Here is a 24977-nt window from a genome sequence, read left to right as displayed (position 1 = left end):
GGTCAGCCGGCCTTGCGTGCGACGATGCGGTTGGCCGCCGAAGTCACCGCTTCCAGCGAGGCGGCGACGATGTTGGTGTTGATGCCGGCGCCGAACAGCTTGCCATCGGGATGTTCCATTTCGACATAGGAAATGGCCGAGGCATTCGAGCCGCGCTGCATGGAGTGCTCGGAATAATCGAGCACCGACATCTCGACGCCGACATGGCGCGAGAGCGCATCGACGAAGCCGTCGATCGGGCCGGTGCCGGAACCGGTGATGGTCATTTCCTTGCCGTTGTCGAGGATGACCGCCTCGACCACGCGCCGGCCCTTGACCTCGGTATCGGGATAGGTGTGGTGGTCGAGGAATTTCAGGCGCGCGCCCGGCTGGTCGATGTAGGTCTCGAGAAAGCGGTCGTGGATGCGCTTGGCCGGAACCTCCTTGCCTTCGGCGTCGGTGATCGCCTGGATCGCCTGGCTGAACTCGATCTGGAGATTGCGCGGCAGGTTGAGGCCATAGTCGGCCTGCAGCACATAGGCGATGCCGCCTTTGCCCGACTGCGAGTTGATGCGGATGATCGCCTCGTAGCTGCGGCCGACATCGGCCGGGTCGATCGGCAGGTAGGGCACTTCCCACAGCGGCGTGTTGGCCTTCTTCAGCGCCTTCATGCCCTTGTTGATGGCATCCTGGTGCGAGCCGGAAAAAGCCGTGTAGACCAGTTCGCCGACGTAAGGATGGCGCTCCGGTATCTTCAGCTGGTTGGAGTATTCGTAGACGTCCTTCATCCGGGTGATGTCGGAGCAGTCCAGTTCCGGATCGACGCCTTGCGTGTACATGTTCAGCGCCAGCGTGACGATGTCGACATTGCCGGTGCGCTCGCCATTGCCGAACAGTGTGCCTTCGACACGGTCGGCGCCGGCCATCAGGCCGAGCTCGGTGGTGGCGATGCCAGTGCCGCGGTCATTGTGCGGATGCAGCGATACGATGACGTTCTCGCGATTATCGAGGTTGCGGCACATCCACTCGATGCGGTCGGCATAGACGTTGGGCGTCGACATCTCGACCGTCGACGGCAGGTTGAGGATCAGCTTGTTGTCGGCCGTCGGCTTCACGATCTCGGTGACGGCGTTGCAAATCTCCAACGCGACTTCGAGCTCGGTGCCGGTGAAACTCTCAGGCGAGTATTCGAAACGGAAGCCACCGCCTGCCTTGGCCGCCATGTCGGTGATCATCTTGGCGGCGTCGGTGGCGATGCGCTTGATGCCGGCGACATCTTTTTCGAAGACGACGCGGCGCTGCAATTCGCTGGTCGAATTGTAGAAATGCACGATCGGGCGATACGCGCCCTTGAGCGCTTCGAAGGTGCGCGTGATCAGCTCCGGCCGGCATTGCACCAGCACCTGCAGCGACACATCGCGAGGCACGCCGCCTTGCTCTATACACCAGCGGGCAAAGTCGAAGTCGGTCTGCGAAGCAGAGGGAAAACCGATCTCGATCTCCTTGAAGCCCATGTCGAGCAGCAGGCCGAACATGCGCGCCTTGCGCTCGTGCCCCATAGGGTCGATCAGCGCCTGGTTGCCGTCGCGCAGATCGACCGAACACCAGATCGGCGCCTTGTCGATGACTTTCGACGGCCAGGTGCGATCGGTCAGGCCGACGGTCGGGTAGGGCTGGTACTTACGGGCTGCGTCCGGCATGTGGCCGGCCGCGTGCTTGCCGGTTTCGGCATCGCTTGCGCGAATTTCTTCTCTTGCGTTCATCGTCGTTTCTCCCGGCGGCCCTCGGATCCGCCTTCAGACGGATTGGTGGCGAGTGGCGCCTTTACCAGATTTTCGTTCGCTTGATGTGACTGCCAAGGAGCATGCGCTTGCGCGGCGGTTCGACCGCCGGGCGCTCCTTCAGCGAACCCGGCGATCGCCGATAAGGCCGAGAAGAAGCAGGGTCGAAGCGAGCGCGCGCGCGGTCTCGCCGGCAAAGCCGATGCGAGCGGAAGCGATGGAGCGGACACGCATTGTCATGGTGGCTCTCTTACAGGAGCGGCCCGGCGGAGGCAAGCGCGGCGCATCACGGAGCGCGGTCCGCCGCATACTTTCCTAAGGCGGAAGCTCTTTCCCAGGCGCGGCAAATGCGCCAGACTTGACCGTAGACGGCAGCAGCCGGGGAGGGGTCATCCATGAATTTCGTGTTCTTCTCGCCGCATTTTCCGGCCAACGGCGCCGAATTCTGCGACCGGCTGAAAAAGGCCGGCGCCACTGTGCTCGGCATCGGCGACGCGCCCTATGAGAGCCTGAACGGCAAGCTCAAAGCGGCGCTTTCCGAATATTACCGGATCGCCGACATGGAGAATTACGACCTGGTGTTCCGGGCGATGGGGTATTTCATCCACAAATGGGGCCGCGTCGACCGCTTCGAGTCGCTCAACGAGCACTGGCTGGAGCTCGAGGCCAACATCCGCACCGACTTCAACATTTTTGGCACCAAGCTCGATTTCGTGAAGAATTTGAAGCGCAAAAGCCGCATGCGCGCCTTCTTCCGCAAGAGCGGCGTCGAGACCATTCCGCAGCGCAAATGCTCCGATCGCACTGGGGCCATGACGTTCATCCGCCGCGTCGGCTATCCGGTGGTGGTGAAGCCGGATACTGGCTCCGGCGCCTCCAACACCTTCAAGATCTCCAACGGCAGGGAGCTCGACCAGTTCTTCCGCGACAAGCCGGAGGGCGTGACCTTTGTCATGGAGCAGTTCATCGAGGGGCTGGTGGTGACCTTCGACGGATTGGTCAATCGCGATGGCGAGGTGGTGCTGGCGGCCAGCCATCGCTACGATCAAAGCATCATGGATGCGGTCAACAACGACCGCCATATGAGCTACACCTGCTTTCCCGAAATCAGCCCGGCGGTTGAGGAGGCGGGGCGAAAAATCCTGAAAGCGTTCGACGTGCGCGAGCGCTTCTTCCACATCGAGCTGTTCGAAACCAAGGACGATCGCGTCATCGCGCTCGAGGTCAACATGCGCCCGCCCGGCGCCTGGATGACCGACGCGATCAACTACACGTTCGACATCGATGTCTACGCGGCCTGGGCCGACATGGTGGTCAAGGATGCCGCCGGCGGCCCTTACAAGGGCAAGTATTTTACCGCCTATGCCAGCCGCAAGCGCCACATCGACTATTTGAACAGCCATGCGGACGTGCTAGCCGCGCACGGCGACAAGATCGTCCATCACCAGGCCATCGAAGAGGTTTTCAGCCGCGCCATGGGCAACTACGCCTACCAGATGCGTTCGAGGGATCCGAAGGCGCTGCGCCAGGCGGTCGATTACATCCACGCGGAAAAGGCCTGAGCGATGGACGTCTCCTATCACAAGGCTCATACCCGCAATCTCGGCCGCGACATGGAATACAAGCGCTACGGTCATGCCGGGCGGCCCGTTGTCGTGTTCCCGACCTCGCAGGGGCGCTTCTACCAGTTCGAGGATTCCGGCGGGGTCGCGGCACTCGCCGAATTCATCGACACCGGCCGCATCCAGCTGTTCACGCTCGACGGCATCGATTCGGAATCCTTCTTCAACAAGCATGCCGATGCCACGCATCGCATCGCCCGGCACGAGGCCTATTTCCGCTATGTGCGCGAAGAAGCGCTGCCGGAACTGCAGACGATCGCCGCCAAGTCCAATGGCGGCCGCACCTTGAAGCCACTGTTCAGCGGCTGCTCGATGGGCGGCTATCATTCGTCGAACTTCGTCTTCCGCTTCCCCGAGCTGGCATGCGGCGTGATTTCGCTGTCCGGCGTCTACGCGACCCGCGACTTTTTCGGCCGGACGCTGGAGGGCAGCATCTTTTACAACTCGCCGCTCGACTATTTGCCGGGCATCGTCGACCAGAAGTTGCTCGGGCGGCTCAGAGCGCTGCGGCTGATCTTCTGCTGCGGGCAAGGCGCCTGGGAAGAGCGCATGCTGGTCGAAACGCGCGAGCTGGAACAGATCCTGCGCGACAAGTCGATCCCGGCCTGGATCGACTATTGGGGCGGCGATGTCAGCCATGACTGGCCGTGGTGGCACAAGCAGCTTGTCTATTTCTTCGGCCGATGGCTGGACGAAGACCTGATGAAGCGACTGGACTGATGACCACGCCCGATCCGATCCGCCGCTTCGTCGAGACCACCAATGCCGGCGACACGCAAGCCTTTCTCGACACATTCACCGACGACGCGTTCCTGAGCGACTGGGGCCGCGATTTCCGAGGCTGTGATGGGATCTCCCGCTGGAATCAGTCGGACAATATCGGCGTGCAATCCATCTGCGCATCGTACACGTCGCAGAACGCGACAGTATCTATCATGCCCGTGTCGCGGTGACGGGAAACGGCTTCAACGGTGAAGGCGACATGGCCTTCACGCTCGATGGCGATCGGATCGCGAGGCTGGTCATCAGCTGACCTCTTTCCACATAAGCTGATGAACGGAGTTATCCTTCCTGGCAGGCCGGCAGGTGAGCCATTTCCTGCGGTGTGGTCGACCCGCCGCGCAGGCTGAGAAAGACGATCGTTGCGGTGACGAGCGTGATCGCCGCCAGGATGATCAGCAATCCATCGAAGGCGGTTTCGTAGGCGCGCACGAGATCGGCCGCGCCGGCCGCCGGCAGTGTTTGCGACGCCTTGCCGACATTGCCGGTCACCAGCAATTGCGCGGCCGCCACGTTCGCGGTGGAAGCCGCGCCTTCTGCAGCGAGGCGGGCCGCGGTCATGCCTGACAGTGTTGCCGTAACGATCGCCACCGCTACGCCTTCGCAAGCGACGCGGGTGGTGTTGAAGATGCCGACCGCCATGCCGGCGCGTTCCTTCGGCACGACGCCGACGGCGAGCCCGTCCATCAGGCCCCATGGCAAGGCGATGCCGACGCCGATCAAGATCAGCGGCGCCACCAGGGCGGCGTCTGCCGGCGGAACCCGGCTCAGCCAGACAAGACCCGCGGCAGCGACCAAGAGGCCGATGCCGCAGATCGCGGCCGGCGCGATCCAGCGCGCCATCTGGCCGGCCAGCAAAGGCAGGACCAGCAGTGGACCGGAAAGACAAATCATCAATTGCCCGGCTTTGACCTCGCTCATGCCTTCGATGCCGATGAAGCGGATTGGCAGCAGCACGAGCAAGACGACGAAAGCATAGGCAGGTGCAGCCGCCAGAAACTGAACGCCGACGAAGCGAAGGTAACGAAACAGGCTGAGGTCCAGCATCGGCCGGGCGACATTTCGTTCGACGAGGACGAAGCCGGCAAAGCTGATGACGGCAGCGGCAAGCAGCGCGATGATGAGTGGATCGGTCCAGCCGCTTTGCGGGGCCTGCAGCACGCCGCAGGTCAGCAAGGCCAGCGCGGCCGTGAAGGTAATGGCGCCGGTCCAGTCGACGCCTCTCGCGTCCGGATCGCGCGTCTCGCGCAGGAAGCGCAGGCCAAGCAGGGCGGCGGCCACGGCGAGGATGGCGACCAGGACAAAGATCGCCCGCCAGCCATAGGTGTCGATGAGCAGGCCCGACGCGATCGGACCGAAGGCGAGGCCGATGCCGAAACTGGTGCCGAGGAAAGAGAAGGCGCGCAACCGCAGCGGCCCGTCAAACTCCTGGGCCATCGCCGATGCGCCGCCGGCAAAGGCAGCCGCGCCGCCGATGCCTTGCGCGGCTCTCAGCATATCGAACCAGACGATATCGGGCGCCAGCATCGAACCCAGCGAGGCAAGGACATAGATGGCGAGACCAATCAGGAAGATCCGCTTGCGACCCTGGCTGTCGGCAAGCGCGCCGGCGGCCATCAGGCTGGCGCCGAAAGTCAGCATGAAGGCGTTCGTCACCCAGTTGAGCGCGATGGGGCTGCCGCCGAGATCGGCCGCGATCCGCGACAGTGCGACCGCCGGGCCGGTGAAGGTCAAAGGCATCGTCATGGCGGCGAGGCATACCGAGAGCAGCACGAGCCATCTGCCAGCCGAGCGGTTTTCGACATTCGAAATCATGGATTCTTACCTATCTGCGGCAGCGTGCCGACGTGCCGGTTGGTCGGGCATGGGTGGTTACAGCGGCAACATAGGTTGGCGACAGTTCCGGCAAAATGGTATTAGATCTCCGTTCATACCGGACAAGAATGCTCGAATAGGTTCGCGCCATGGATCGTCTCAACGGCCTTCTGGCTTTCGCCCGCACCGCCGAACACGGCAGTTTTGTCACGGCCGGCCGGGCGATCGGGATCTCCGCTTCCGCGGTCGGCAAGAGCGTGGCCCGGCTGGAGCAGGAACTGGGCGTGCGGCTCCTGCAGCGCAGCACGCGGCGCATCAGCCTCACCGAGGAGGGGCGACTGTTCAACGAGCGCGTAAAGCGCATCCTCGACGACATCGACGATGCCGAGGCGATGCTGTCGCGCACGCGTGAGACGCCGCGCGGGCGGTTGCGTGTCACGGCGCCCATCGTCACCTATCATCTGCTTTTGCCGGTGCTGTCGGAATTCATGGCGCGCTATCCGGAGATAGAGCTCGACCTCGATTTCAACGACCGCATCGTCGACGTCATCGAAGAGGGTATCGATGTGGCGATCCGGAGCGGCGAGCTGCCCGATTCGCGATTGGTGTCGAGGCCCGTTGCGCCCTTTCGGATGCTGCTGTGCGCGGCGCCTTCCTATCTCGATCGCCACGGCACGCCCGACACGCCGGCGGATCTGGGGCGGCATTTCGGCATACACTTCCGCTTCCTCAACAGCGGCAGGCTGCTCCACTGGCCATTCATCACCGGAAGCGCCGAACCGCAGATACGCTCGATGCTGACCTGCAACAATATGGAGGCGTTGAAGGGCGCCACGATTGCCGGCCTCGGCATCGCTTGCATGCCCGATTTCCTGGTGCGCGACGCGCTCAACGAGGGAAAGCTGCGCAGCGTGCTTGACGACCATGTCGACGGCCGCGGCCAGTTCCGGATGCTATGGCCATCCAATCGCCATCTCTCGCCCAAGGTCCGCGTCTTCGTCGACTTCCTTCCGGAGCGGCTCGCAGGGAGCGCTGCATAGCTGCTATCCGTCGCATTTGTGGAGCGGCAGGTTGGTCGATAGGCACGACCTTGACCAACGGTCTACCTGGCTTGGTGATGACAAACGGCTCACCGTTGGCGGCTTGGTCTACAAGACGCGATAGATCGCCTTGGCATGCTGGATGCTTACGGTCCGCATCAAAGTGCTCCAAACAGACGACAGAGGCGCTTCCCAGCGTCAGCCGGCCTTTTCGGACGCAGGCAGGCCAAAACCGCTGACCGGATGGGTTTCGACCTGGAATTCGAAGCCGGCGATGAAGGGGCGCGCCTTGGCGATCGCGGCCTGGACCTCCGGCAATTGCAACGAGGCCTTGTGGCTGACCTGGTCGGTCCACACCTCGGTCACCCAGATCGCGTCGGCATCGACCGGGTCGGTGGCGATGATGTAGCTCAGGCAACCGGGCAGCGCGCCGGTGCTTTCGCGCAATACGTCCATGACCGCATCGCGCTGCCCGCGCGCCGCCCGCATCTTGCCGATCAGTCCGTACATTCCCTTGCTCTCCCATCAGGTTGCACGCGGCGCCCAGTATGCAGTCGGCGGCTCACGGCATCAACTGGCCGCCATTGACCTCGATGACCTGGCCGATGATGTAGCCGCTCAAAACGTCGGATGACAGGAACAGATAGGCGCCGACGCAATCCTGCGGCGTTCCGGCACGGCCTTGCGGAATGGTCGCGACCATCGCCTTGACCTGCTCCGTGGACGAATAGCGCTCATGGAAGGGTGTCAGGATGGTGCCTGGCGCCACCGCGTTGACGCGGATGCCGAAGCCGATCAGTTCCTTGGCCAGGCCGCGCGTCACGTTGGAGATGAAGGCCTTGGACGAGCCGTAGAGGCCAGCGCCACCGCCGGCGCCGTTGCGGGCGGCGATCGAGGAGGTGTTGATGATGAAGCCGCCCTGGCGCTTCAGCCATGGGATCGCCCTGCGCGAGGCCGTCAGTACCGAGCGGGCGTTAAGGTCCATCACGGCGTCGTAATGCGCTTCGGTCTGGTCGGCATAGGCGACGCGGCCGAGCATGCCGCCGGCATTGTTGACCAGACCGTCGAGCCGGCCGAAATGCTCAGCGCTCTCTTCGACGACGCGCTCGACATCGGCGGCTATCGAAAAGTCGCCCTTTGTCAGGAACACGTCGCCGCCGTCGTCGCGGATGCTTTTGGCGAGGTTTTCCGCGGCTTCGCGACTGGAATTGTAATGCAGCGCGACACGGCATTTCTGCTTGGCATAGGCCAATGCCAGAGCCGCGCCGATGCCGGTCGAGGCGCCGGTAACCAGCACCGCCTTGCCGGCAAGGTCTGGAATGACAAGCGTCGTCATATGGGCTGGCCTCCGCACTGTCGTCTTTCGTAAGCCATTGCAGGCCCGGCGTTCAAGCCCGCCGTGGCTTAAGGCCTAAGATAGACATAGCCCTGGTGCTGCAGCTCGGCGAGTTTCACGACGCCGCCTTTCTCGGCAACCGCAAAGCCGGACAAAAGGTCGGTCAACGCGATCTCCATGCTGTGCATGGTGTTGCCGCAGGCTTGCGGTGCGAGCCCTTGCTGGACGAGGCCGGCGAACCGGCTCGACGTTGCGCCGGACGCAGCCTTGGCTTTGAAGGCGGCAAGCGCGGGTCCATGCACGACCAGCGCGATATCGACATTGCCGCCGGTACCCTCATAGTGGTTCTTGATGTTGCCGAGGACGAAATTGACCTTGTCGGCATCGCTGAGGTGATAGACGACCTTGGGCTTCTCGCTGCTTACGGCCGCATTGGCACGGCTGAGACCGAAAAGGCCGGCCGCCCCCGCCAGACCGGCGCGAAAAATGTCACGGCGCAGCATTGCATCCTCCCTTGCTCGCCGGCCACGCAATTTTGCGTGGCCCAAGGCGTGCTCCTAGACTAGCATAATCGTCGTCCTGTCGGTGGGAGGAGGATCGCATGACATCGAGGACCATGACGAGTGCGCTGTTTGGCGCCGCCCTTTTTGCACTTGCCGGCGCGGCGCGTGCCGAACAGCCGCCCAATCTCCCCGAATTGAGCCCAACCGGCGCGGATGTCTGCTTCGGCCGCGTCTACGATGCCGCCCATCTCAAAGCGCATCCGCATCAGAAGGTGGCGCGCATTTTCTTCTTCTACGGCCATGACCCGGTCAGCCGGCCGAACGAAGACCCCACCGCCAACCAGGACAACTCCTATAACGGCTTCCTCACCACCACGGTGCGCGGCGCCAAGAAGCCGGAATGGGCGAGCAGCTGGTGCCACAAGAGCGATCCGAGCGACCCTTCGAGCGGCATAGGCTGCGGCATGGATTGCGACCGCTCGCTTGCCTCTCTGAAGGTCGACGACAAGGGCAAGCTTCTGCTCTCCGGCCTGTCGCCGGACGTTTTTCTCGATCCTGATGCGTCGGAATCGATGAGCAAGGCGGAATACGCCAGGCAGCAGCTGGGTAGCGAGGACGACAATTTCAAGCTCGATCCAATGCCGGCCGAGACCTGCAAGGCGGAGTTCGCGCGCATCGATCCGATCGACCCGTCGCTCGGCGACCCGCTGCGTGCGCGGCTGAAGCCCGACCAGCCCTTCTGCTACGGCCGCGACTACGATGACGCGCATCTGAAGTCGCATCCAAACCAGACCACACGGTCGATCCGCGTCTTCCGCGGCCCGATCGAACTGGCGTCCTTCGCCGCCGACGGTGACAAGGCGAATTGGCCAGACGGCGCCGACATTGCCGTTTCGGTCACGACCAGGCAGAAGGGCGCCAAAGTCACGCAGACCTATTCCTGCCAGGGCGAGGCCGATCAGTGGCGCTGCTCGGCAAGCGCGAAGATGAGTAATTTTTCCTGCGATATCTCGCAGAAGGAGATTTACCTGAAGCGTGGCGCCAACGGTACGGTGATGCTGGCCAACCCTAACAATGCGGTGGCGGTGGTCGATCTCTGCTCGAAGGCGGCGAATGGCAAGACCAAGTCGGACGACAAGGTCTATCGGCTGGAGCCGATGCCGCAGTCGGCCTGCGCGCCGTAAGCTGCTCTTGTTCCAGGCGCGAAGATGGCATATATCTTTGCCATATCTCATCTGAGGATAGCATATGGACAAAGCAAAGGTGTTTTGGTCCGGCCGGTCGCAGGCTGTGCGCCTGCCCAAGGAATTTCGTTTTGAAACGGACGAAGTTTCGATCCGTCGACATGGGCAAACCGTCATCTTGGAGCCCCTTGCGCAGGATTGGGCATGGCTCGACCAAGTGATCGGACCAGTTGACGATGATTTCATCGAGGCGGCGCTTGAAGGTCAGAATGGCCAGGATCGACCTGCCTTGGATGATCTCTTCAAGTGATCTACCTGCTCGACACCAATGCCGTCATAGCGATCATAGCGGGCGATGAAGGTCTTTTGGGGCTGCTCAAACGGCATGCGCCGAAGGACTTTGCTCTATCGGCTATCGTTGTACATGAGCTGTATTACGGGGCTGAAAAGAGCCAACGAAGGGCTCAAAACTTGGCACGGATTGAAGCTCTGCAATTCGCTGTACTTGAATTCGACCGGGACGACGCGAGACATGCCGGGGAAATACGCGCAGGGCTTGCGACATTGGGAACCCCCATTGGTCCCTACGATGCATTGATCGGCGGGCAGGCACGCGCTCGAAATCTCACGCTGATAACCCGCAATATGCGGGAATTTGAGCGCATCAAGGGTCTCGTCGTCGAAACGTGGTAATGGCCTTACGCGAAAGGCACCGCCGTCGTGCCTTTCGGCAGTTTCGCCTCGTCGTCGGGCTCGACGTGGATGGTGACGCGTACCGAGGGGATTTCGGCCTTTAGCGCATCCTCGATGCGGTCGCAGATGACGTGGCTGGCGCCGACCGACATGTCCGCGTCGACGACCAGGTGGAATTCGATGAAGGTGGCGCGGCCGGCGATGCGAGTCTTCAAATCATGCACTTCCAGAGCGCCCTTGCAGTTGGCCGAGATGACATCTCGGATGTGCATGTGCTCCTGCTGATCGACGGCGCGGTCCATCAGTCCGTTCATCGACGAGCCGATGACATGCCAGCCCTGCCACAGGATGTTGAGCGCAACGATTACCGCCAGAGCCGGGTCGAGAATCTGCCAGCCGGTCAGGATTGCCCCGACCAGGCCGCCAAACACGCCGACCGAGGTGACGACGTCGGTCATGATATGGTTGCCGTCGGCAACCAGCGCCGGCGACTTCTCGGCTCTGCCGGCACGGATCAGCGTCCAGGCCCAGAAGGCATTGATCACGGTGGCGACGCCGTTGACCGCAAGGCCTTCCCAGGGCTGCTCGAGCGGCGCCGGCGTCTGCCAGGAGCGCCAGACCTCGTTGAGGATCAAAAGCGCGGCGAGCACGATCAACACGCCTTCGAGCACGGCTGAGAAATACTCGGCCTTGTGGTGGCCGAACGGGTGATCCTGGTCGGCCGGCTTGTGGCTGACCTGGATCGCCCAGAAGGCGGCGACCGAGGCAATGACGTTGACGATCGATTCCAGCGCGTCGGAATAGAGCGCGACGGAGCCGGTGACATACCAGGCGGCGGCCTTCAGCGCGAGCACGACAAAGGCGACCACGATCGACCAGAAGGCAAGGCTGGCGACCTTGCGCTTCGCAGCCGCCTTGGCTGCGATCGCCACTGTGTTGTCGGCTTCGGCCATCAAGCTCAGGCCGCCTTTTCCTTGGCCTTGCGCGGCAGGTGCGCCACGATGTTCTCGATGATGCGCATGCCGGCATTATGACCGAGCGTCATGATCGATTCAGGATGGAACTGCACGGCGGCGATCGGCTCTTTACGGTGCTCGAAGGCCATGATGACACCGTCTTCTGTCTCGGCGGTGACAATGAAGCCATCGGGCAGGCGCACCGGATCGGCAAAGATCGAGTGGTAGCGGCCGACGGTCACTTCCTTCGGCAGGCCCGAGAAGATGATGCCGGGCTTGGAGACTCGGATGCGCGACGGCTTGCCGTGCATCGGGATGTGCAACTGCCGGAGCTCGCCGCCATAGGCTTCGGCCAGCGCCTGCAGGCCGAGGCAGACGCCGAAGATCGGCAGATCGCGCGCTCTGGCCTTCTTGATGGTGGCGGCGCAGTCGAAATCCTTGGGCGTGCCGGGGCCGGGCGAGAGAACGACGAGGTCGGGCTTCAGCCGCTCGAAGACCTCTTCCGGCACCGGCGAGCGCACGGTCGAGACGTTGGCACCGGTCTGGCGGAAGTAATTGGCCAGCGTGTGGACGAAGGAGTCTTCGTGGTCGACGAGCAGGATGTTCACGCCGTCGCCGACGCGCGCGGTGGTGCGCTCGGTTCCGGTGGCGTTGCCGGTCTTGGCGTCGCGGATGGCGGAGAGCATGGCGGATGCCTTCAATTCGGTTTCGGCTTCTTCTTCCTCGGGAATACTGTCGAACAGCAGCGTGGCGCCGGCGCGCACTTCGGCGATGCCGTCCTTGATGCGAATGGTGCGAAGGGTGAGGCCGGTATTCATGTCACCGTTGAAATTGACCATGCCGATCGCGCCGCCGTACCAGGCGCGCGGGCTCTTCTCGTTCTGCTCGATGAAGCGCATGGCCCAGAGCTTCGGCGCGCCGGTGACGGTGACCGCCCAGGCGTGCGACAGAAACGCGTCGAAGGCGTCCATGCCTTCGCGCAACCGCCCCTCGATGTGATCGACGGTATGGATCAGACGCGAATACATCTCGATCTGGCGGCGGCCGATGACGCGCACCGAGCCCGGTTCGCAGACGCGCGACTTGTCGTTGCGGTCGACGTCCGAGCACATGGTGAGCTCGGACTCATCCTTCTTCGAGTTGAGCAGCTTCAGGATCTGCTCGCTGTCGGAAATGGCGTCGTCGCCGCGCTTGATGGTGCCCGAAATCGGGCAGGTCTCGACGCGGCGGCCGTTGACGCGCACGAACATCTCCGGCGAGGCGCCGATCAGATATTCGTTGTCGCCGAGATTGATGAAGAAGGAATAGGGCGAAGGGTTGATCGACTTCAGCTTGCGGGAAATGTCGGAAGGCTGGGTCTCGCAGCGCTCGTAAAACATCTGTCCGGGCACGACCTCGAACAGGTCGCCGCGCTTGAAGCTCTCCATCGCCCGGCGCACCAGGTTGGCATACTCACCCGGCTCGTGGTCGCCGCGCGGCGGGATGCGGTCGGCGGTCTTGAACGGCTCGATATGGGCATCGCGCGGCAGGCCTTCCGTGGAAAAACCGTCGCCCGAATAATCATAGCGGTCGGTCCAGGCCTTGGTCGAGTAATGGTCGACGACGAGGATCTCGTCGGGCAGGAACAGCACCAGGTCGCGCTGGCTCGCCTTGCGCTCCAGCTTGTGATCGACGGGATCGAACTGGAAGGCGAGGTCGTAGCCGAAAGCGCCGTAAAGGCCGAGATTGGCGTCTTCCGCCGTCTTGAACAGCGCGGTGATGGCGCGCAGGACCGTGAAAACCGACGGAACGCGGCTGCGCTCTTCCTCGGTGAAGACGCGGCCGGGCTTGGCGACATCAAGACGGATGAGCGTCCTGGAGGTCTCGGCGACCGTCACGTCACTCAAGCCGGCGAGCGTCCTGCCGATCACCGGCAGCAGCGCTTCGCCACGCTTGTTCAGCGCCTCGATGCGCATGGCGCGGCCACGCGCGGAGATGACCAAAGGCGGATCGATGATGGCAGTGTCCCAGCGTGTGTAGCGTCCAGGATATTCGTAGTTCGAGGAAAACACGGCGCCGCGGCGCGAATTCAGCCCATCGATGTAAGCGTCGATCGCGCCTTCATAGGGACGGTCATGGCGCTCGCGGGTGATCGCCACACCGCCCGCTGTGACGAAGCGCTCGGCCCCGTTGTCCAGAACTGTAGTCGTCATTGCCGTCTCCATTTTGGGCAACGGACCCGGGAATGGCTTGAAAAAACAAATGGCCGCCCGGACATTCCGTTGCGGCCACCCTCTTTTTCACGCACGCGCGTTCGAACAGGCCGCTGTCAGCGAGCCCACCACCAAATGGTCTTGTTCGAACGCATGTCCATGGCGAAAATCCATAGCGGCGAAAAACCGGATGCGCAACAGATTTGAACGGCACGTTCGGTGGCCGCCGCTTCGATATCCCATGGCACATCGCCAGGGCCGGCGGTCGCGCCTACTGTCGCCGTTCAACAGCAGGAAGATGGGAGACACTCAATGACCGAGCAGATCGAGCGCGCGCGGACCTTCCATGCCCTTCACGTCAAGGGAAACCCGGTCGTCCTTTACAACGCCTGGGATCCGGGCTCGGCCAAGATCGTCGAGAAAGCAGGCGCCAAGGCGATCGCCACCGGAAGCTGGCCGGTCGCCGCGGCCTTCGGTTACGCCGATGGCGAGAAGATCCCGCTGGAACTGGCGCTGGACAACATCAGGCGCATCGTGGCGGCGGTCGACCTGCCGGTGACCATGGACCTCGAAGGCGGTTATGGCGCCGAGCCGGAGGTCGTGGCGCAAACGGTGACGCGCGCCTTGCAGGCCGGCGCCATCGGCTTCAATTTCGAGGACCAGGTCGTCGGCGGCACCGGCCTCTATGACATCGCCACCCAGGTGAAGCGGGTAGAGGCGGCAGCCGCGGCGGTCAAGGCTTCCGGCATTCCCGCCTACCTCAACGCCCGCACCGACATTTTCCTCAAGGCCAAGCCGGATACGCATGATAGGGGCCACCTCGACCAGGCGATCGAGCGGGCGAAAGCCTATGAAAAGGCTGGCGCGAACGGCTTCTTCGCGGCCGGCCTCGGCGACGAGGGGCTGATCGAGGCGCTGTGCAAGGCAACAGCGCTGCCGGTCAACATCATCGCGCTGGCGCATGTTCCGCCGCGCCAGCGGCTGGCCGAACTCGGCGTCGCCCGCATCAGCCACGGTCCGGTGCCCTACCGGCAGATGGCGGAGTGGCTGGAAGGGAAAGCGCGGCAGGCGATTTCGGATTAGGGCGACCTCAGTCCTCCAGCGTGCCCGACCTTGCGTCGTCGCTTCTCTTGTGACCGGCGAGCTTCAGCAAATCCTCGCCGGTGCGGATGATGCGGCGCGAACGGCGGGTGAGGATGAAGCCCGATTGCGGCGCGAACACTTCCGTGCGGCCGCCAACCTCGCCCGGCGCATGCACGATGGTCGCCAGCCTGTCGCCCTTGGCGACGCGGTCGCCGGGCTTGACGTCGTAGAGGATCGCGCCGGCCCGGGGCGAGGGCATCATCTCGATGTTTTCCAGCGGCACGACAGGACCGGAGAACCGGTCGAATTTCGCGACGGTTGGATCCTGAACGACCCGGCGCGTCACCAGCAGGCGATAGAGACCCGCGCCATCGGACGCGGCAAAAGCGCCGTCGACGTCGAGTATGCCGCGATATTCGACGGTGGTCACGGCGCGCCGGTCGAAGCGCGCGACGCTTGCGGGCACGTTCTGATAGGGCATGATCGAGGCGCCCTCGAAGGTGCCGCTGGTGTCCTCGCTCCACAGCACCACGGCATCGGCGCCCATGGCGGCCGCGCAGTCGGCCATATGCGGCCACAGGCTGGTGTGGATGTAGAGATAGGCCAGGCCCTCGTCGTCGCAATGCAGATCGAGAACGATGTCGGTGCCCAGCGAAAGCTGGATGAGCCGGTTCTTCAGCCGGCGGTCGGCGCCGCCGAAGGTCGCGTCCGGCAAGAGCCTGGCGTCAGGCGCGGCAAGCAGGGGAAAGGAGCGGTTGAAGTTGGTGCGCGTGCCGAGGTTGAAGCGGCCTTGATGCTCGCCGAAATGATACTGGGCGCGGCCGATCGGATTAGCCCAGGGCACGATCGTGATCGGCCCCTTGATGCGCTTCTCTGCCTCGGCTTTGGCTAGCATCGGCATCAGCGCGTCGATGGCGACGACGCCTGGCAATTCGCCGGCGTGAAGCGCGGCCTGCAGATAGGCTGAGGGCGCGGTCTTGTCAGTGCCATCGAAGCGGAAGACCGGGTATTCGTAAGTGACGCCTTCGCTGTCGCCGGCGATGCGTTCGATCGTCTTTTGCATGGGGCACCTCCGCGTGAAGAGGCTTCACACATGCATCGTTGCGATCAGGCTGTCGAGTGGTCCAGCCGGATCACGCCGTGGGGCAGGAAGCTATTCGGCCGGCTGTGCCTGCAGGACTGCGCGGCGGTCGAGCGCCTGTGACAGCACGGCGACAGCGACAGCCATGAGGGCGAGCACGGCGCCGACCAGCGGCAGGTTGGCGTAGGAGACGCCCCAGGAGATGGCCAGGCCGCCGATCCAGGCGCCGCCGGCATTGCCGACGTTGAAGGCACCCTGGTTCAGCGTCGCGGCAAGGTTCGAACCTTCGGCAGCGGCCTCGACGACGCGGATCTGCAGGGGCGGGACGACGATGAAGATCAGCAGGCCCCACAGGAAGACGATGGCGATGGCAACCGCCGGCATGGCGCCGAATTTGGTGAAGACGACGAACAAAAGGGCCATAGCCAGCAGCGTGCCGATCACGGTCGGCATCAGCTTCCAGTCGGCGAGCCGACCGCCGATGATGTTGCCGATGGTCATGCCGGCGCCGAACAGGAGCAGCACCCAGGTGACGGTCGCGGTCGTCAGGCCGGAGACATCGGTGAGATACGGCTTGATGTAGGTGAAGACGGCAAACAGACTGGCGGAGGCGAGCGAAGCGATCAACATCGCCAGCCAGACCTGCAGCTTGCCGAGCACGCGCAATTCGCTGACCAGGCCGCCGCCGCTGGGCTCAGCGACATCGGACGGCACCAGCCAGGCGATGGCCGCCACCGAGATCAGGCCGATGCCGACGACGGCGAAGAAAGTGGCGCGCCAGCCGAAGGCTTCGCCAAGCGCGGTGCCGGCGGGAACGCCAAGGATGTTGGACAGCGTCAGGCCGGCGAACATCAACGCGATGGCGCTGGCCCGCTTGTTGCGCGGCACCAGGCTGGCGGCAACCACCGAGCCGATGCCGAAAAAGGCGCCATGGCCGAAAGCGGTGAAGACGCGGGCGGCCATCAAGAGCCAGTAGTTCGGCGCGATGGCGCAAAAGAGATTGCCGACGACGAACAGAGTGGCGAGGCCGACGAGCACCGGCTTGCGCGGCAGGCGGGCCGTGGCCATGGCGACGATCGGCGCGCCGAAGACGACGCCAAGCGCATAACCCGTCACGAGCAGGCCGGCCGACGGGATGGAAACGCGAAGGTCCGCCGCCACTTCCGGCAGCAGGCCCATGATGACGAATTCGGTGGTGCCGATGCAGAAGGACGCAATGGCAAGCGCTAGGATCGGCAACGGCATGGGACGTCCGGACTGAATCGGTTCAAATCCGAGACTGACTTTAGATATGTCCGGTGCGCAAGCATCATTATTGCAACGCAGCAATGCAGAAGGATGGGAGCGGCCTTCCGGCTCGGAATATGCAATGGCGAACGGAAAAACGCTGCGTGGCTTTTTCTGGAATTGCCTCAGACCAGTGGTTTCAGCTCCTGGGCAATGGTCGGCAGGAGCTCCGAAACATTCGGATGGATATGCATCGCCCGCGCCAGCGTGTCGACCGGGGCCTTGGCGTACATCAGGTCGAGCACGCAATGCACGGCTTCGTCGCCGCCAGGCCCAAGCACGGCGCAGCCGAGAATTTCCCTGGTATCGGCATCGACCAGGATCTTCATGAAGCCTTGCGTCTCGCCTTTTTCCACGGCACGGCCAACGCGGGTCATCGGCCGCTGGCCGACCAGCGCGCGGCGGCCGGATTTCCTCACCGCCGCCTCGGTCATGCCGCAGCGGCCGAGCGGCGGATCGATGTAGAGCGCATAGGCTTCGATGCGGTCGCTCACCTTGCGCGGATCGTTGTCGAGCAGATTGGCTGCGACGATCTCGTAATCATTGTAGGAGGTGTGGGTGAAGGCGCCCTTGCCGTTGCAGTCGCCCATCGCCCAGATGCCGGGCACGCTGGTGCGCAGCTGGTCATCGACGACGACGAAGCCGCGCTGGTCGACCGCGACGCCGGCCTTGTCGAGGCCGAGATCGTCGGTGTTGGGCGTACGCCCCAGCGCCAGAAGCACATGCGAGCCGACCACCGGCGGTTTGCCGGCCGAGAAGGTGACGGCAATGTCGTCGCCCTGTTGGGCGAAGGCAATGTCGTCGGCGTCGAGATGGACGGCGATGCCTTCGTTTTCGAGGATGGAGAGGATGACGGCCGAGGTTTCCTCGTCCTCGCGGCCGGTCAGCCGCGACGCCTTTTCGATTACCGTCACCTGCGAGCCGAAGCGGCGGAACATCTGCGCGAATTCGAGCGAAATGTAGCTGCCGCCGACCACGATCAGATGGTCGGGCAGCACGTCGAGGTCCATCATCGAGGAATTGGTCAGGTAAGGGACGTCGTTGACGCCGGGCAGGTTGGGCACCGAGGCGCGGCCGCCGGTGTTGAGGAAAATCTTCGGCGCGGTCAGAAGCTCGTCGCCAACGCGCACGGTGTCGGCGGTGACGAAGCGGGCATGGCCGCGATAGAGCGTGCAGCCCTTCATGCCGGCGATCCATTTTTCGAGATTGCCGCGGGCATCGTTCGTCACCTTGTCCTTGCGTGCCTTGATGCGCGCGTAGTCGACGCCGACCGGACCACTGAACGTCACGCCGTAATCGGCGGCGCGGCGAGCGAGATGAGCGGCATAGGCGCTGGCCACCATCGTCTTGGTCGGCATGCAGCCGGTGTTGACGCAGGTGCCGCCAATGAACTTGCGTTCGATCAGCGCGACCTTCATACCGGCGGCCTCGAGCCGGCCGATAAGCGGCGGACCAGCCTGGCCGGCGCCGATGACAATGGCGTCGAAAGTTTTTGCGCTCATGCGACCGCCGCGACGATGAGCAGGCCGCCGATGATTGCCACGGCATCCTCGATGAAGGCTGCAGGCGGATCCTTGCCGAAGGCGGCGGCCAGCCGGGAACGGACTTCGGCGCCGCCGAGCGTGCCGATGACCGCGCCGATGGCGCCAAGGCCAACCATCGTGACGCCGGCGGTCGCGCCAATCACCGCGCCGGAGAAGGCGCCGGCAATGATGCGAGCGCCGAACTGCATCGGCACTTTCCGGCTCGGCGTCGACGGCAACTGGTCGGTGACCAACTCGACGATCGCCAGGATGGTGAAGATGCCGACGGCGACCCAGTGGCCCATGAAGCTTGCCCAGGTGCCGGCTACCGGCAGCCAGCCGAGATAAGCGCCCCAGGCGACCGCGGCCGGCGCAGTCATGGCGCGCAGACCGGCAATGATGCCAATCAACAAGGCAAGACTATAAAGCATGACAACCCCTCAGTTTGTAACCTCTAACGGTCCGAAGGGCAGGCTAGCATAGGCCAGGCGTTTGGCCACAGGCTTTCGCTGGAGGATAGGTTATGCTTTGGCAGCAGACGGAATCGGAGGCGCCCGTGGCAAGCGAACGCATGAAGATGGCGGCCGGCGAGTGGTACACCTGCATTGACGACGAGTTGGAGGCGCTGCGCGTTGCCGCCCGCGATGCCGTGTTCGAGCACAACAGCATGCCGCCCCGGCAACGCGGCAACATCGCCCCGGCCTTGCAGGCGCTGCTTGGCGGCGCGGGCGAGGGCGCGCGCATCGAGGCGCCGTTCCATTGCGCCTATGGCTTCAACTTGTTTCTCGGCGCGCGCGCGTTCCTCAATGCCGGATGCACCATCCTCGATACCGCGCCGGTGCGCATCGGTAGCGCAACGCTGCTCGGCCCCAATGTCCAGATCTACTGCGCCGAGCATCATCGCGAAGCCGCTGGGCGCCTGGCCGGATTGGAGGTCGCCAGGCCGGTGACGATCGGCGACAATGCCTGGATCGGCGGCAGCGCGGTGATCCTTGCCGGCGTCAGCATCGGCGATGGCGCCATCGTCGGCGCCGGCGCGGTGGTGACGCGCGACGTGCCGGCCAACATCACGGTGGTCGGCAACCCAGCCCAAGTGGTCACCCGCCGCTGAACGCGGCTCACGTCACGCAATCGCGGACGCAGCACCGCTATACACCGTTCCCGGAACGGCTCTTGAGAATTCGCGCCGGTACTGCATCGGCGAAGTCCTCAGCCGCGCGGCGAAATGCTGGCGCAGCGAGGTAGCGCTGCCGAAGCCGGCTTCGAACGCGACCATGTCGATCGACTTGTCCGTCTGCTCCAGCAGCCTTTGCGCCAGCGCGACGCGCTGGTCGGCCAGCCAATCGCCAAAACTGGTGCCGATGGTTTTCTGGAAGCGGCGCGTGAAGGTGCGGCGGGTGAGACCGGCCACATCGGCAACACTGTCGAGGCTGTGCGCTTCGCCTGGTGTCGCACTCACCTGATCGAGTGCATGCGTGAACCGGTCGGCGTTCGGCGTCGACGCAAGCGGGCGCTCGATGAACTGCGCCTGCCCACCCTGGCGATGCGGTGACAGGACCACGTGGCGCGCGAGCCGCAGCGCCGCCTCGGCGCCGTAGCGGGCGCGCACGATGTGCAGGCAGCAGTCCAGTCCCGCGGCAACACCGGCCGAGGTGATGATATCGCCATCGTCGATGTAGAGCACGTCGGCATCGATCTCGATATCGGGGTGAAGCGCCTGCAACTGGTCGGTATAGGCCCAATGTGTCGTTGCCTTCCGCCCGGCAAGCAGCCCGGCGCCGGCAAGCGCAAAGGTGCCGAGGCATAATCCCACGATCAGGGCGCCACGCCGGTGGGCGCGTTGAAGCGCCTCCTTGAACCGCTTGGCCACGGGTGCTTCGAGATCCTTCCAACTGGGGACGATGACGATGTCTGCTTCATCGAGCGCGGAAAGCCCGTAAGGCACGACGATGCTCAATCCGGCATCGGTGTGGATCGTACCTTCCTCCGTGGCGCAGACCCGGAAGTCGAAGCGGGGCAGACCGAGCTTCGTCCGGTCGGCGCCGAACACCAGGCAAGGCACGGAGAGGTGAAACGGGCTGATGCCATCAAAGGCGACGGCGGCGATGATCGGGCTCTTCATGGCATGGACCTTCCGATAAGATGTCGATTGTCCCAATTCTTTCGAATGATGTCAATCGGGCCGCTTTTTGCTGGCGGGTCAGCCGCCTAGCCTGCATTTCATCAACACAGAAGAAGGAGCCTATCCATGTCGAAACCCGCCAATCAGCCTCGCCGCGCGCTTATCGTCGTCGATGTCCAGAACGACTATGACGGCGGCAACCTCGCCATTCAGCATCCGCCGTTCAACGAGAGCGTGGTCAATGTGGCGCGCGCCATGGACGCGGCGGCGGCCGCCGGCATCAAGATCGTCGTCGTCAAGCAGATGGCGCCTGAGACCTCACCGATCTTCGCCAAGGGCAGCCATGGCGGCGAGCTGCATCCCGAGATCGCCAGACGCGCCCGCGACCACTATGTCGAAAAGAAGCTGCCTTCGGCCTTCACCGGCACCGACCTGGAACAGTGGCTGCACGCCAACGGCATCGATACGATCGCGGTCGTCGGCTACATGACGCATAATTGCGACCTGTCGACCATCATCCACGCCGTGCATATGGGCTTTGCCGTCGAGTTCCTTTCCGATGCCTCCGGCGCGGTGCCCTATGCCAACAGCGCCGGCTATGCCTCGGCCGAGGAGATCCACCGGGTGGTGAGCATCGTGCTGCAGTCGCGCTTCGCCGCGGTGCTGAAGACGGCGGAATGGATTGGCTGCCTGAAGACCGGCGCCTTGCCGGAACGCGACACGATCTATGCGTCGAACCAGCGGGCGTTGGCGCGCAATGCGGCGTAAGATCTCCCAAACAGAAAGGGCGCCGCATGCCTGCGGCGCCCTTTCTGTCAGGAGTTGAAGGGTTTTTTAGAACAACCCTTCGATCTGGCCGGCTTCGTTCAAGAAGATCTTTTCCGAAGAGGGCGCCTTGGGCAGGCCCGGCATAGTCATGACCTCGCCGCAGATAACGACGACGAAGCCGGCGCCGGCCGAGAGCCTGACCTCGCGTACCGGCACGGTGTGGCCGGTCGGCGCGCCGCGCAGGTTCGGATCGGTCGAGAAGGAATACTGGGTCTTGGCCATGCAGACCGGCAACTTGCCATACCCCGCTTCTTCCCAGGCCTTGAGCTGATCGCGCACCGACTTGTCGGCGATCGCTTCCGAGCCGCGATAGATGCGCTGGACGATGGTATTGATCTTCTCGAACAGCGGCATGTCATCGGGATAGAGCGGCGCGAACTGCGAGGCGCCGGATTCGGCCAGTTGCACCACCTTGTTGGCGAGGTCCTCGATGCCGGCCGAGCCCTTGGCCCAATGCTTGCACAGGATCGCCTCTTCGCCCATCGAGGCGACATAGTCCTTCATCGCCTGGATTTCGGCGTCGGTGTCGGAATAGAAGTGGTTGATGGCAACCACCGCCGGCACGCCGAACTGGCGGATGTTCTCGATGTGCCGGCCGAGATTGGCGCAGCCCTTCTTCACCGCCTCGATGTTTTCCTTGCCGAGGTCTTCCTTCTTGACGCCGCCATTCATCTTCATGGCGCGCACGGTGGCGACGATGACGGCCGCTGCCGGCTTCAGGCCCGCCTTGCGGCACTTGATGTCGAAGAACTTTTCAGCGCCAAGGTCGGCGCCGAAGCCGGCTTCGGTGACGACATAGTCGGCGAGCTTCAGCGCCGTCGTGGTGGCGACGACCGAGTTGCAGCCATGGGCGATGTTGGCGAACGGGCCGCCATGGACGAAGGCCGGGTTGTTCTCCAGCGTCTGCACCAGGTTCGGCTGCATGGCGTCCTTCAGAAGCACGGCCATGGCGCCGTCGGCCTTGAGGTCGCGGGCATAGACCGGCGACTTGTCACGGCGATAGGCGACGATGATGTCGCCGAGGCGCTTTTCGAGATCCTTGAGGTCGGTGGACAGGCACAGGATCGCCATGACTTCAGAGGCGACGGTGATGTCGAATCCGGCTTCGCGCGGATAGCCGTTGGCGACGCCGCCGAGCGAGCAGATAATTTCGCGCAGCGCCCGGTCGTTCATGTCCATGACGCGGCGCCAAGCGACGCGGCGGGTGTCGATGCCGAGCTCATTGCCCCAGTAGATGTGGTTGTCGATCAGCGCCGACAGAAGATTGTGCGCCGTGGTGATAGCGTGGAAGTCGCCGGTGAAATGGAGGTTCATGTCCTCCATCGGCACGACCTGTGCGTAGCCGCCGCCGGCTGCACCGCCCTTGACGCCGAAATTCGGACCAAGCGAGGCCTCGCGGATGCAGACGATCGCCTTCTTGCCGATGCGGTTGAGGCCGTCGCCCAGGCCGACCGTGGTCGTGGTCTTGCCTTCGCCGGCCGGCGTCGGGTTGATGGCGGTGACCAGGATCAGCTTGCCGTCCTTGTTGCCCTTCACCGACTTGATGAACTCGGCGGAGATCTTGGCCTTGTCGTGGCCATAGGGCAGCAGATGTTCGGTCGGGATGCCGATCTTCTGTCCAATCTCCTGGATCTGTTTTTTCTTGGCGGCGCGCGCGATCTCGATGTCGGACTTTACTTCGGCCATGACGGCGTTCCTCTGGATTGGACGGTGGAGGGTTTGATCATTTGTGCATGTTAGAGACGCCAGGCGGGCTCTAGGGCATGTTCTATCGCTGTCGCTGTCGCGGCGTCAACTTTCATGCAACTATGTTTCCTGCGAAGAAAAAATGCTGCTGTTCCCGGTTCGACCCTGTTCGGGTCTAAGGGCCCGGCCGCTTGCGGCGTATAGAAGCCAGAGCGGAAGCCGCTCCGCCGTCTCAAAACAGCCGCCAAATGCGCGAAAAGCGACAGGGGCGAGGGCGCAAATCCGCCATCGCCCTGGCGGCTTGAAGCCAGCCCTATTGGGTCAGCACGTTGCTGATCTCGACCATGTTGGAGCGCACGCGCAGGATGTAGAAGCCCATGGTCGTCAGATGCGTCGGCAACAGCCAGCCGTCCTCGCGGCCATTGGCGATGATGAAGGGCTGGATCTTCAAGGCCGAGACGAACTGCGCGTCCATCGTATCCCACAGGCTCTGCAGGTGCTTTTCCTTGATCACGTCCTCGAAATCGGCCTGAGCGCCCTTCATCAGCCCGTAATAGGCATAGAGCTGGCCATAGGCGAACCAGTAGCGATCGTCGGCGCGGAAGTCGAACCAGCCATTGTTGTGGTTTTCGGCACGCTCCTTGAGGATCGCCGAGGTCGAGCCGATGTCCGAGGCGATACGGTCGATATATTGCTTCAGATTGTCGGCGCGCGCGTCGAACGTCGCCTGGCAGGTGGCAAGGCGGGCGTTGAAAGAACGCAGCTTGCGCACGGCGTCGCGATAATAGCTCGGTGTCGGCGTCTTTGGACCGAACGGGTTGATGCCGAAATACCAGGTGTATTCGTCGAATTGCAGATTGCCGCGCGCGTCCTGCAGATCGCTATCGATCTGCGAGGTGGTGCGAACGCGGCCGAGATTGTCGGCGAGTTCGGTGGCGGTGCGCCGCACCGCCTGATTGATGCCGCGCTGGAAGGAGGCCTTGTTGTCCATCCATGGCGTGTCGTCCCAGTCGATGCTGAACAGGCCAAGCTTGTAGAGGATCATCGACGAGATCCAGGCGTTCTGATTGACGTTGAAATCCGTCAGATCGGCAGCCACCTGGGCGATACCGGAATTGCCGCAGGTCTTGGCGGTATCGGTGCCGGCGCCGGCCGAGACCTGCTCGCCGGCCGAGATGTTGCGTTTCTCGAAGGTGTATTTGTCGGGATAGTTCGGGTCGAAATTGTTCCACCACTGCGTGGCGTAGAAGAAGTTGGCATAGAGGCCGATGAGCACGACAATGGCCAGGCCGACCACGGACTTGAGGATCCAGCCGCGTTGCGTGTACCAGCGCCCGGCCCACAGGAATGGCCACAGGATGATACCGATGACGAAGCCGATACCACGGCCTATCCATTGGAAGATCTGGGTGAAAAAGTTCACGATCGGGTCGAGCATGGCTGTGGCACCCCTAAGCATGATGCCAAAAAGTTGCAGACTTTTTGG

Annotated in this window: 24 protein-coding genes and 1 pseudogene; 10 read left to right on the top strand and 15 right to left on the bottom strand. The window is 63.4% G+C overall.

Going from position 1 to position 24977, the window contains the following annotated elements; all coding sequences use genetic code 11:
• Positions 1 to 2 precede the first annotated feature (2 nt).
• Entirely contained in the window at positions 3 to 1742 is a 1740-nt protein-coding gene (gene leuA, locus AB6802_RS06290; protein WP_371009149.1) for a 2-isopropylmalate synthase, read from the bottom strand.
• A gap of 413 nt (positions 1743 to 2155) precedes the next feature.
• Here leuA and AB6802_RS06285 point away from each other — a divergent pair, with 413 nt between their 5' ends.
• Genes AB6802_RS06285 through AB6802_RS06275 form a run of 3 tightly spaced genes read left to right on the top strand, consistent with a single transcriptional unit; the run spans position 2156 to position 4335 of the window.
• Positions 2156 to 3322, top strand: coding sequence for an acetyl-CoA carboxylase biotin carboxylase subunit family protein (locus AB6802_RS06285; RefSeq protein WP_371009148.1), 1167 nt, complete (start codon positions 2156 to 2158; stop codon positions 3320 to 3322).
• Between the two features lie 3 nt (positions 3323 to 3325).
• On the top strand, positions 3326 to 4102 hold the full coding sequence (locus tag AB6802_RS06280) for an esterase family protein (protein WP_371009147.1): 777 nt from the start codon (positions 3326 to 3328) through the stop codon (positions 4100 to 4102).
• On the top strand, positions 4102 to 4335 hold the full coding sequence (locus AB6802_RS06275; RefSeq protein ID WP_371009146.1) for a nuclear transport factor 2 family protein: 234 nt from the start codon (positions 4102 to 4104) through the stop codon (positions 4333 to 4335). Before AB6802_RS06280 ends, AB6802_RS06275 begins: the two co-directional genes overlap by 1 nt.
• Positions 4336 to 4444: 109 nt before the next feature.
• Here AB6802_RS06275 and AB6802_RS06270 read toward each other — a convergent pair whose 3' ends face one another.
• Positions 4445 to 5977 (bottom strand): MFS transporter, encoded by a 1533-nt coding sequence (locus AB6802_RS06270; RefSeq protein WP_371009145.1) that lies wholly within the window; start codon positions 5975 to 5977, stop codon positions 4445 to 4447.
• A gap of 149 nt (positions 5978 to 6126) precedes the next feature.
• Here AB6802_RS06270 and AB6802_RS06265 point away from each other — a divergent pair, with 149 nt between their 5' ends.
• Positions 6127 to 7017 (top strand): LysR family transcriptional regulator, encoded by an 891-nt coding sequence (locus AB6802_RS06265; RefSeq protein WP_371009144.1) that lies wholly within the window; start codon positions 6127 to 6129, stop codon positions 7015 to 7017.
• Positions 7018 to 7096: 79 nt separating this feature from the next.
• On the opposite strand, the pseudogene AB6802_RS06260 reads toward AB6802_RS06265, so the two are convergent.
• From AB6802_RS06260 to AB6802_RS06245, 4 genes and pseudogenes are all read right to left on the bottom strand, one after another.
• A pseudogene (locus AB6802_RS06260) lies at positions 7097 to 7189 on the bottom strand (hypothetical protein); the annotation flags it as partial.
• 26 nt (positions 7190 to 7215) lie between these two features.
• Positions 7216 to 7527 (bottom strand): putative quinol monooxygenase, encoded by a 312-nt coding sequence (locus AB6802_RS06255; RefSeq protein ID WP_371009143.1) that lies wholly within the window; start codon positions 7525 to 7527, stop codon positions 7216 to 7218.
• Between the two features lie 52 nt (positions 7528 to 7579).
• Positions 7580 to 8353 (bottom strand): SDR family NAD(P)-dependent oxidoreductase, encoded by a 774-nt coding sequence (locus AB6802_RS06250; RefSeq protein WP_371009142.1) that lies wholly within the window; start codon positions 8351 to 8353, stop codon positions 7580 to 7582.
• A gap of 68 nt (positions 8354 to 8421) precedes the next feature.
• Complete coding sequence (locus tag AB6802_RS06245) at positions 8422 to 8856, bottom strand: hypothetical protein (RefSeq protein ID WP_371009141.1); 435 nt, start codon at positions 8854 to 8856, stop codon at positions 8422 to 8424.
• Between the two features lie 98 nt (positions 8857 to 8954).
• Between AB6802_RS06245 and AB6802_RS06240 the strand changes: the two genes are divergently transcribed.
• The 3 genes from AB6802_RS06240 to AB6802_RS06230 all read left to right on the top strand — a co-directional run bounded on the left by AB6802_RS06240 (position 8955) and on the right by AB6802_RS06230 (position 10733).
• Entirely contained in the window at positions 8955 to 10040 is a 1086-nt protein-coding gene (locus AB6802_RS06240; RefSeq protein ID WP_371009140.1) for a hypothetical protein, read from the top strand.
• 64 nt (positions 10041 to 10104) lie between these two features.
• Positions 10105 to 10350, top strand: a complete 246-nt coding sequence (locus AB6802_RS06235; protein ID WP_371009139.1) for an antitoxin — start codon at positions 10105 to 10107, stop codon at positions 10348 to 10350.
• Entirely contained in the window at positions 10347 to 10733 is a 387-nt protein-coding gene (locus AB6802_RS06230; RefSeq protein WP_371009138.1) for a type II toxin-antitoxin system VapC family toxin, read from the top strand. Before AB6802_RS06235 ends, AB6802_RS06230 begins: the two co-directional genes overlap by 4 nt.
• Positions 10734 to 10738: 5 nt before the next feature.
• Here AB6802_RS06230 and AB6802_RS06225 read toward each other — a convergent pair whose 3' ends face one another.
• Together AB6802_RS06225 and AB6802_RS06220 are read right to left on the bottom strand one after the other, a co-directional pair.
• Positions 10739 to 11686 (bottom strand): cation diffusion facilitator family transporter, encoded by a 948-nt coding sequence (locus tag AB6802_RS06225; protein WP_371009137.1) that lies wholly within the window; start codon positions 11684 to 11686, stop codon positions 10739 to 10741.
• Positions 11687 to 11691: 5 nt separating this feature from the next.
• Positions 11692 to 13881 carry an anthranilate synthase gene (locus tag AB6802_RS06220; RefSeq protein ID WP_371009136.1) on the bottom strand — a complete coding sequence of 730 codons (2190 nt, stop codon included), beginning with the start codon at positions 13879 to 13881 and terminating at the stop codon, positions 11692 to 11694.
• A gap of 312 nt (positions 13882 to 14193) precedes the next feature.
• Between AB6802_RS06220 and AB6802_RS06215 the strand changes: the two genes are divergently transcribed.
• A complete protein-coding gene (locus AB6802_RS06215; protein ID WP_371009135.1) occupies positions 14194 to 14964 on the top strand; it encodes an isocitrate lyase/phosphoenolpyruvate mutase family protein in 771 nt (256 codons plus the stop codon).
• Positions 14965 to 14971: 7 nt separating this feature from the next.
• On the opposite strand, the gene AB6802_RS06210 is transcribed toward AB6802_RS06215, so the two are convergent.
• From AB6802_RS06210 to AB6802_RS06195, 4 genes are all read right to left on the bottom strand, one after another.
• Positions 14972 to 16027 carry a succinylglutamate desuccinylase/aspartoacylase family protein gene (locus tag AB6802_RS06210; RefSeq protein WP_371009134.1) on the bottom strand — a complete coding sequence of 352 codons (1056 nt, stop codon included), beginning with the start codon at positions 16025 to 16027 and terminating at the stop codon, positions 14972 to 14974.
• A gap of 90 nt (positions 16028 to 16117) precedes the next feature.
• On the bottom strand, positions 16118 to 17290 hold the full coding sequence (locus tag AB6802_RS06205; RefSeq protein ID WP_371009133.1) for an MFS transporter: 1173 nt from the start codon (positions 17288 to 17290) through the stop codon (positions 16118 to 16120).
• A gap of 167 nt (positions 17291 to 17457) precedes the next feature.
• Positions 17458 to 18834 carry an FAD-containing oxidoreductase gene (locus tag AB6802_RS06200; RefSeq protein ID WP_371009132.1) on the bottom strand — a complete coding sequence of 459 codons (1377 nt, stop codon included), beginning with the start codon at positions 18832 to 18834 and terminating at the stop codon, positions 17458 to 17460.
• Entirely contained in the window at positions 18831 to 19286 is a 456-nt protein-coding gene (locus AB6802_RS06195) for a DUF4126 domain-containing protein (protein WP_371009131.1), read from the bottom strand. The genes AB6802_RS06200 and AB6802_RS06195 overlap by 4 nt, the downstream gene beginning before the upstream one ends.
• A 140-nt stretch (positions 19287 to 19426) precedes the next feature.
• Between AB6802_RS06195 and AB6802_RS06190 the strand changes: the two genes are divergently transcribed.
• A complete protein-coding gene (locus tag AB6802_RS06190) occupies positions 19427 to 19966 on the top strand; it encodes a sugar O-acetyltransferase (RefSeq protein WP_371009329.1) in 540 nt (179 codons plus the stop codon).
• A 12-nt stretch (positions 19967 to 19978) separates the two neighbouring features.
• Here the strand turns inward: AB6802_RS06190 and AB6802_RS06185 are convergent, their stop codons facing one another.
• Positions 19979 to 20977, bottom strand: coding sequence for a helix-turn-helix domain-containing protein (locus AB6802_RS06185; RefSeq protein ID WP_371009130.1), 999 nt, complete (start codon positions 20975 to 20977; stop codon positions 19979 to 19981).
• Between the two features lie 126 nt (positions 20978 to 21103).
• On the opposite strand from AB6802_RS06185, the gene AB6802_RS06180 reads away from it, so the two are divergent.
• Complete coding sequence (locus AB6802_RS06180; protein ID WP_371009129.1) at positions 21104 to 21745, top strand: cysteine hydrolase family protein; 642 nt, start codon at positions 21104 to 21106, stop codon at positions 21743 to 21745.
• 66 nt (positions 21746 to 21811) lie between these two features.
• On the opposite strand, the gene AB6802_RS06175 is transcribed toward AB6802_RS06180, so the two are convergent.
• Together AB6802_RS06175 and AB6802_RS06170 are read right to left on the bottom strand one after the other, a co-directional pair.
• The gene (locus AB6802_RS06175) at positions 21812 to 23491 is read right to left on the bottom strand and encodes a formate--tetrahydrofolate ligase (protein WP_371009128.1); all 1680 of its coding nucleotides are present in this window, start codon (positions 23489 to 23491) and stop codon (positions 21812 to 21814) included.
• A gap of 313 nt (positions 23492 to 23804) precedes the next feature.
• Positions 23805 to 24929: a DUF2333 family protein gene (locus tag AB6802_RS06170; protein WP_371009127.1), complete on the bottom strand. Its 1125-nt coding sequence runs from the start codon at positions 24927 to 24929 to the stop codon at positions 23805 to 23807.
• Between the last annotated feature and the right edge of the window lie 48 nt (positions 24930 to 24977).

The organism is Mesorhizobium sp. RCC_202, from assembly GCF_041355295.1.
GTDB lineage: Bacteria > Pseudomonadota > Alphaproteobacteria > Rhizobiales > Rhizobiaceae > Mesorhizobium.
This window is presented reverse-complemented; position numbering and strand designations above follow the sequence as displayed.

Coding starts and splice junctions, on each gene's coding strand:
- leuA (WP_371009149.1), bottom strand. CDS start 1,742: ATGAACGCAAGAGAAGAAATTCGCGCAAGCGATGCCGAAACCGGCAAG.
- AB6802_RS06285 (WP_371009148.1), top strand. CDS start 2,156: ATGAATTTCGTGTTCTTCTCGCCGCATTTTCCGGCCAACGGCGCCGAA.
- AB6802_RS06280 (WP_371009147.1), top strand. CDS start 3,326: ATGGACGTCTCCTATCACAAGGCTCATACCCGCAATCTCGGCCGCGAC.
- AB6802_RS06275 (WP_371009146.1), top strand. CDS start 4,102: ATGACCACGCCCGATCCGATCCGCCGCTTCGTCGAGACCACCAATGCC.
- AB6802_RS06270 (WP_371009145.1), bottom strand. CDS start 5,977: ATGATTTCGAATGTCGAAAACCGCTCGGCTGGCAGATGGCTCGTGCTG.
- AB6802_RS06265 (WP_371009144.1), top strand. CDS start 6,127: ATGGATCGTCTCAACGGCCTTCTGGCTTTCGCCCGCACCGCCGAACAC.
- AB6802_RS06255 (WP_371009143.1), bottom strand. CDS start 7,527: ATGTACGGACTGATCGGCAAGATGCGGGCGGCGCGCGGGCAGCGCGAT.
- AB6802_RS06250 (WP_371009142.1), bottom strand. CDS start 8,353: ATGACGACGCTTGTCATTCCAGACCTTGCCGGCAAGGCGGTGCTGGTT.
- AB6802_RS06245 (WP_371009141.1), bottom strand. CDS start 8,856: ATGCTGCGCCGTGACATTTTTCGCGCCGGTCTGGCGGGGGCGGCCGGC.
- AB6802_RS06240 (WP_371009140.1), top strand. CDS start 8,955: ATGACATCGAGGACCATGACGAGTGCGCTGTTTGGCGCCGCCCTTTTT.
- AB6802_RS06235 (WP_371009139.1), top strand. CDS start 10,105: ATGGACAAAGCAAAGGTGTTTTGGTCCGGCCGGTCGCAGGCTGTGCGC.
- AB6802_RS06225 (WP_371009137.1), bottom strand. CDS start 11,686: ATGGCCGAAGCCGACAACACAGTGGCGATCGCAGCCAAGGCGGCTGCG.
- AB6802_RS06220 (WP_371009136.1), bottom strand. CDS start 13,881: ATGACGACTACAGTTCTGGACAACGGGGCCGAGCGCTTCGTCACAGCG.
- AB6802_RS06215 (WP_371009135.1), top strand. CDS start 14,194: ATGACCGAGCAGATCGAGCGCGCGCGGACCTTCCATGCCCTTCACGTC.
- AB6802_RS06210 (WP_371009134.1), bottom strand. CDS start 16,027: ATGCAAAAGACGATCGAACGCATCGCCGGCGACAGCGAAGGCGTCACT.
- AB6802_RS06205 (WP_371009133.1), bottom strand. CDS start 17,290: ATGCCGTTGCCGATCCTAGCGCTTGCCATTGCGTCCTTCTGCATCGGC.
- AB6802_RS06200 (WP_371009132.1), bottom strand. CDS start 18,834: ATGAGCGCAAAAACTTTCGACGCCATTGTCATCGGCGCCGGCCAGGCT.
- AB6802_RS06195 (WP_371009131.1), bottom strand. CDS start 19,286: ATGCTTTATAGTCTTGCCTTGTTGATTGGCATCATTGCCGGTCTGCGC.
- AB6802_RS06190 (WP_371009329.1), top strand. CDS start 19,427: ATGAAGATGGCGGCCGGCGAGTGGTACACCTGCATTGACGACGAGTTG.
- AB6802_RS06185 (WP_371009130.1), bottom strand. CDS start 20,977: ATGAAGAGCCCGATCATCGCCGCCGTCGCCTTTGATGGCATCAGCCCG.
- AB6802_RS06180 (WP_371009129.1), top strand. CDS start 21,104: ATGTCGAAACCCGCCAATCAGCCTCGCCGCGCGCTTATCGTCGTCGAT.
- AB6802_RS06175 (WP_371009128.1), bottom strand. CDS start 23,491: ATGGCCGAAGTAAAGTCCGACATCGAGATCGCGCGCGCCGCCAAGAAA.
- AB6802_RS06170 (WP_371009127.1), bottom strand. CDS start 24,929: ATGCTCGACCCGATCGTGAACTTTTTCACCCAGATCTTCCAATGGATA.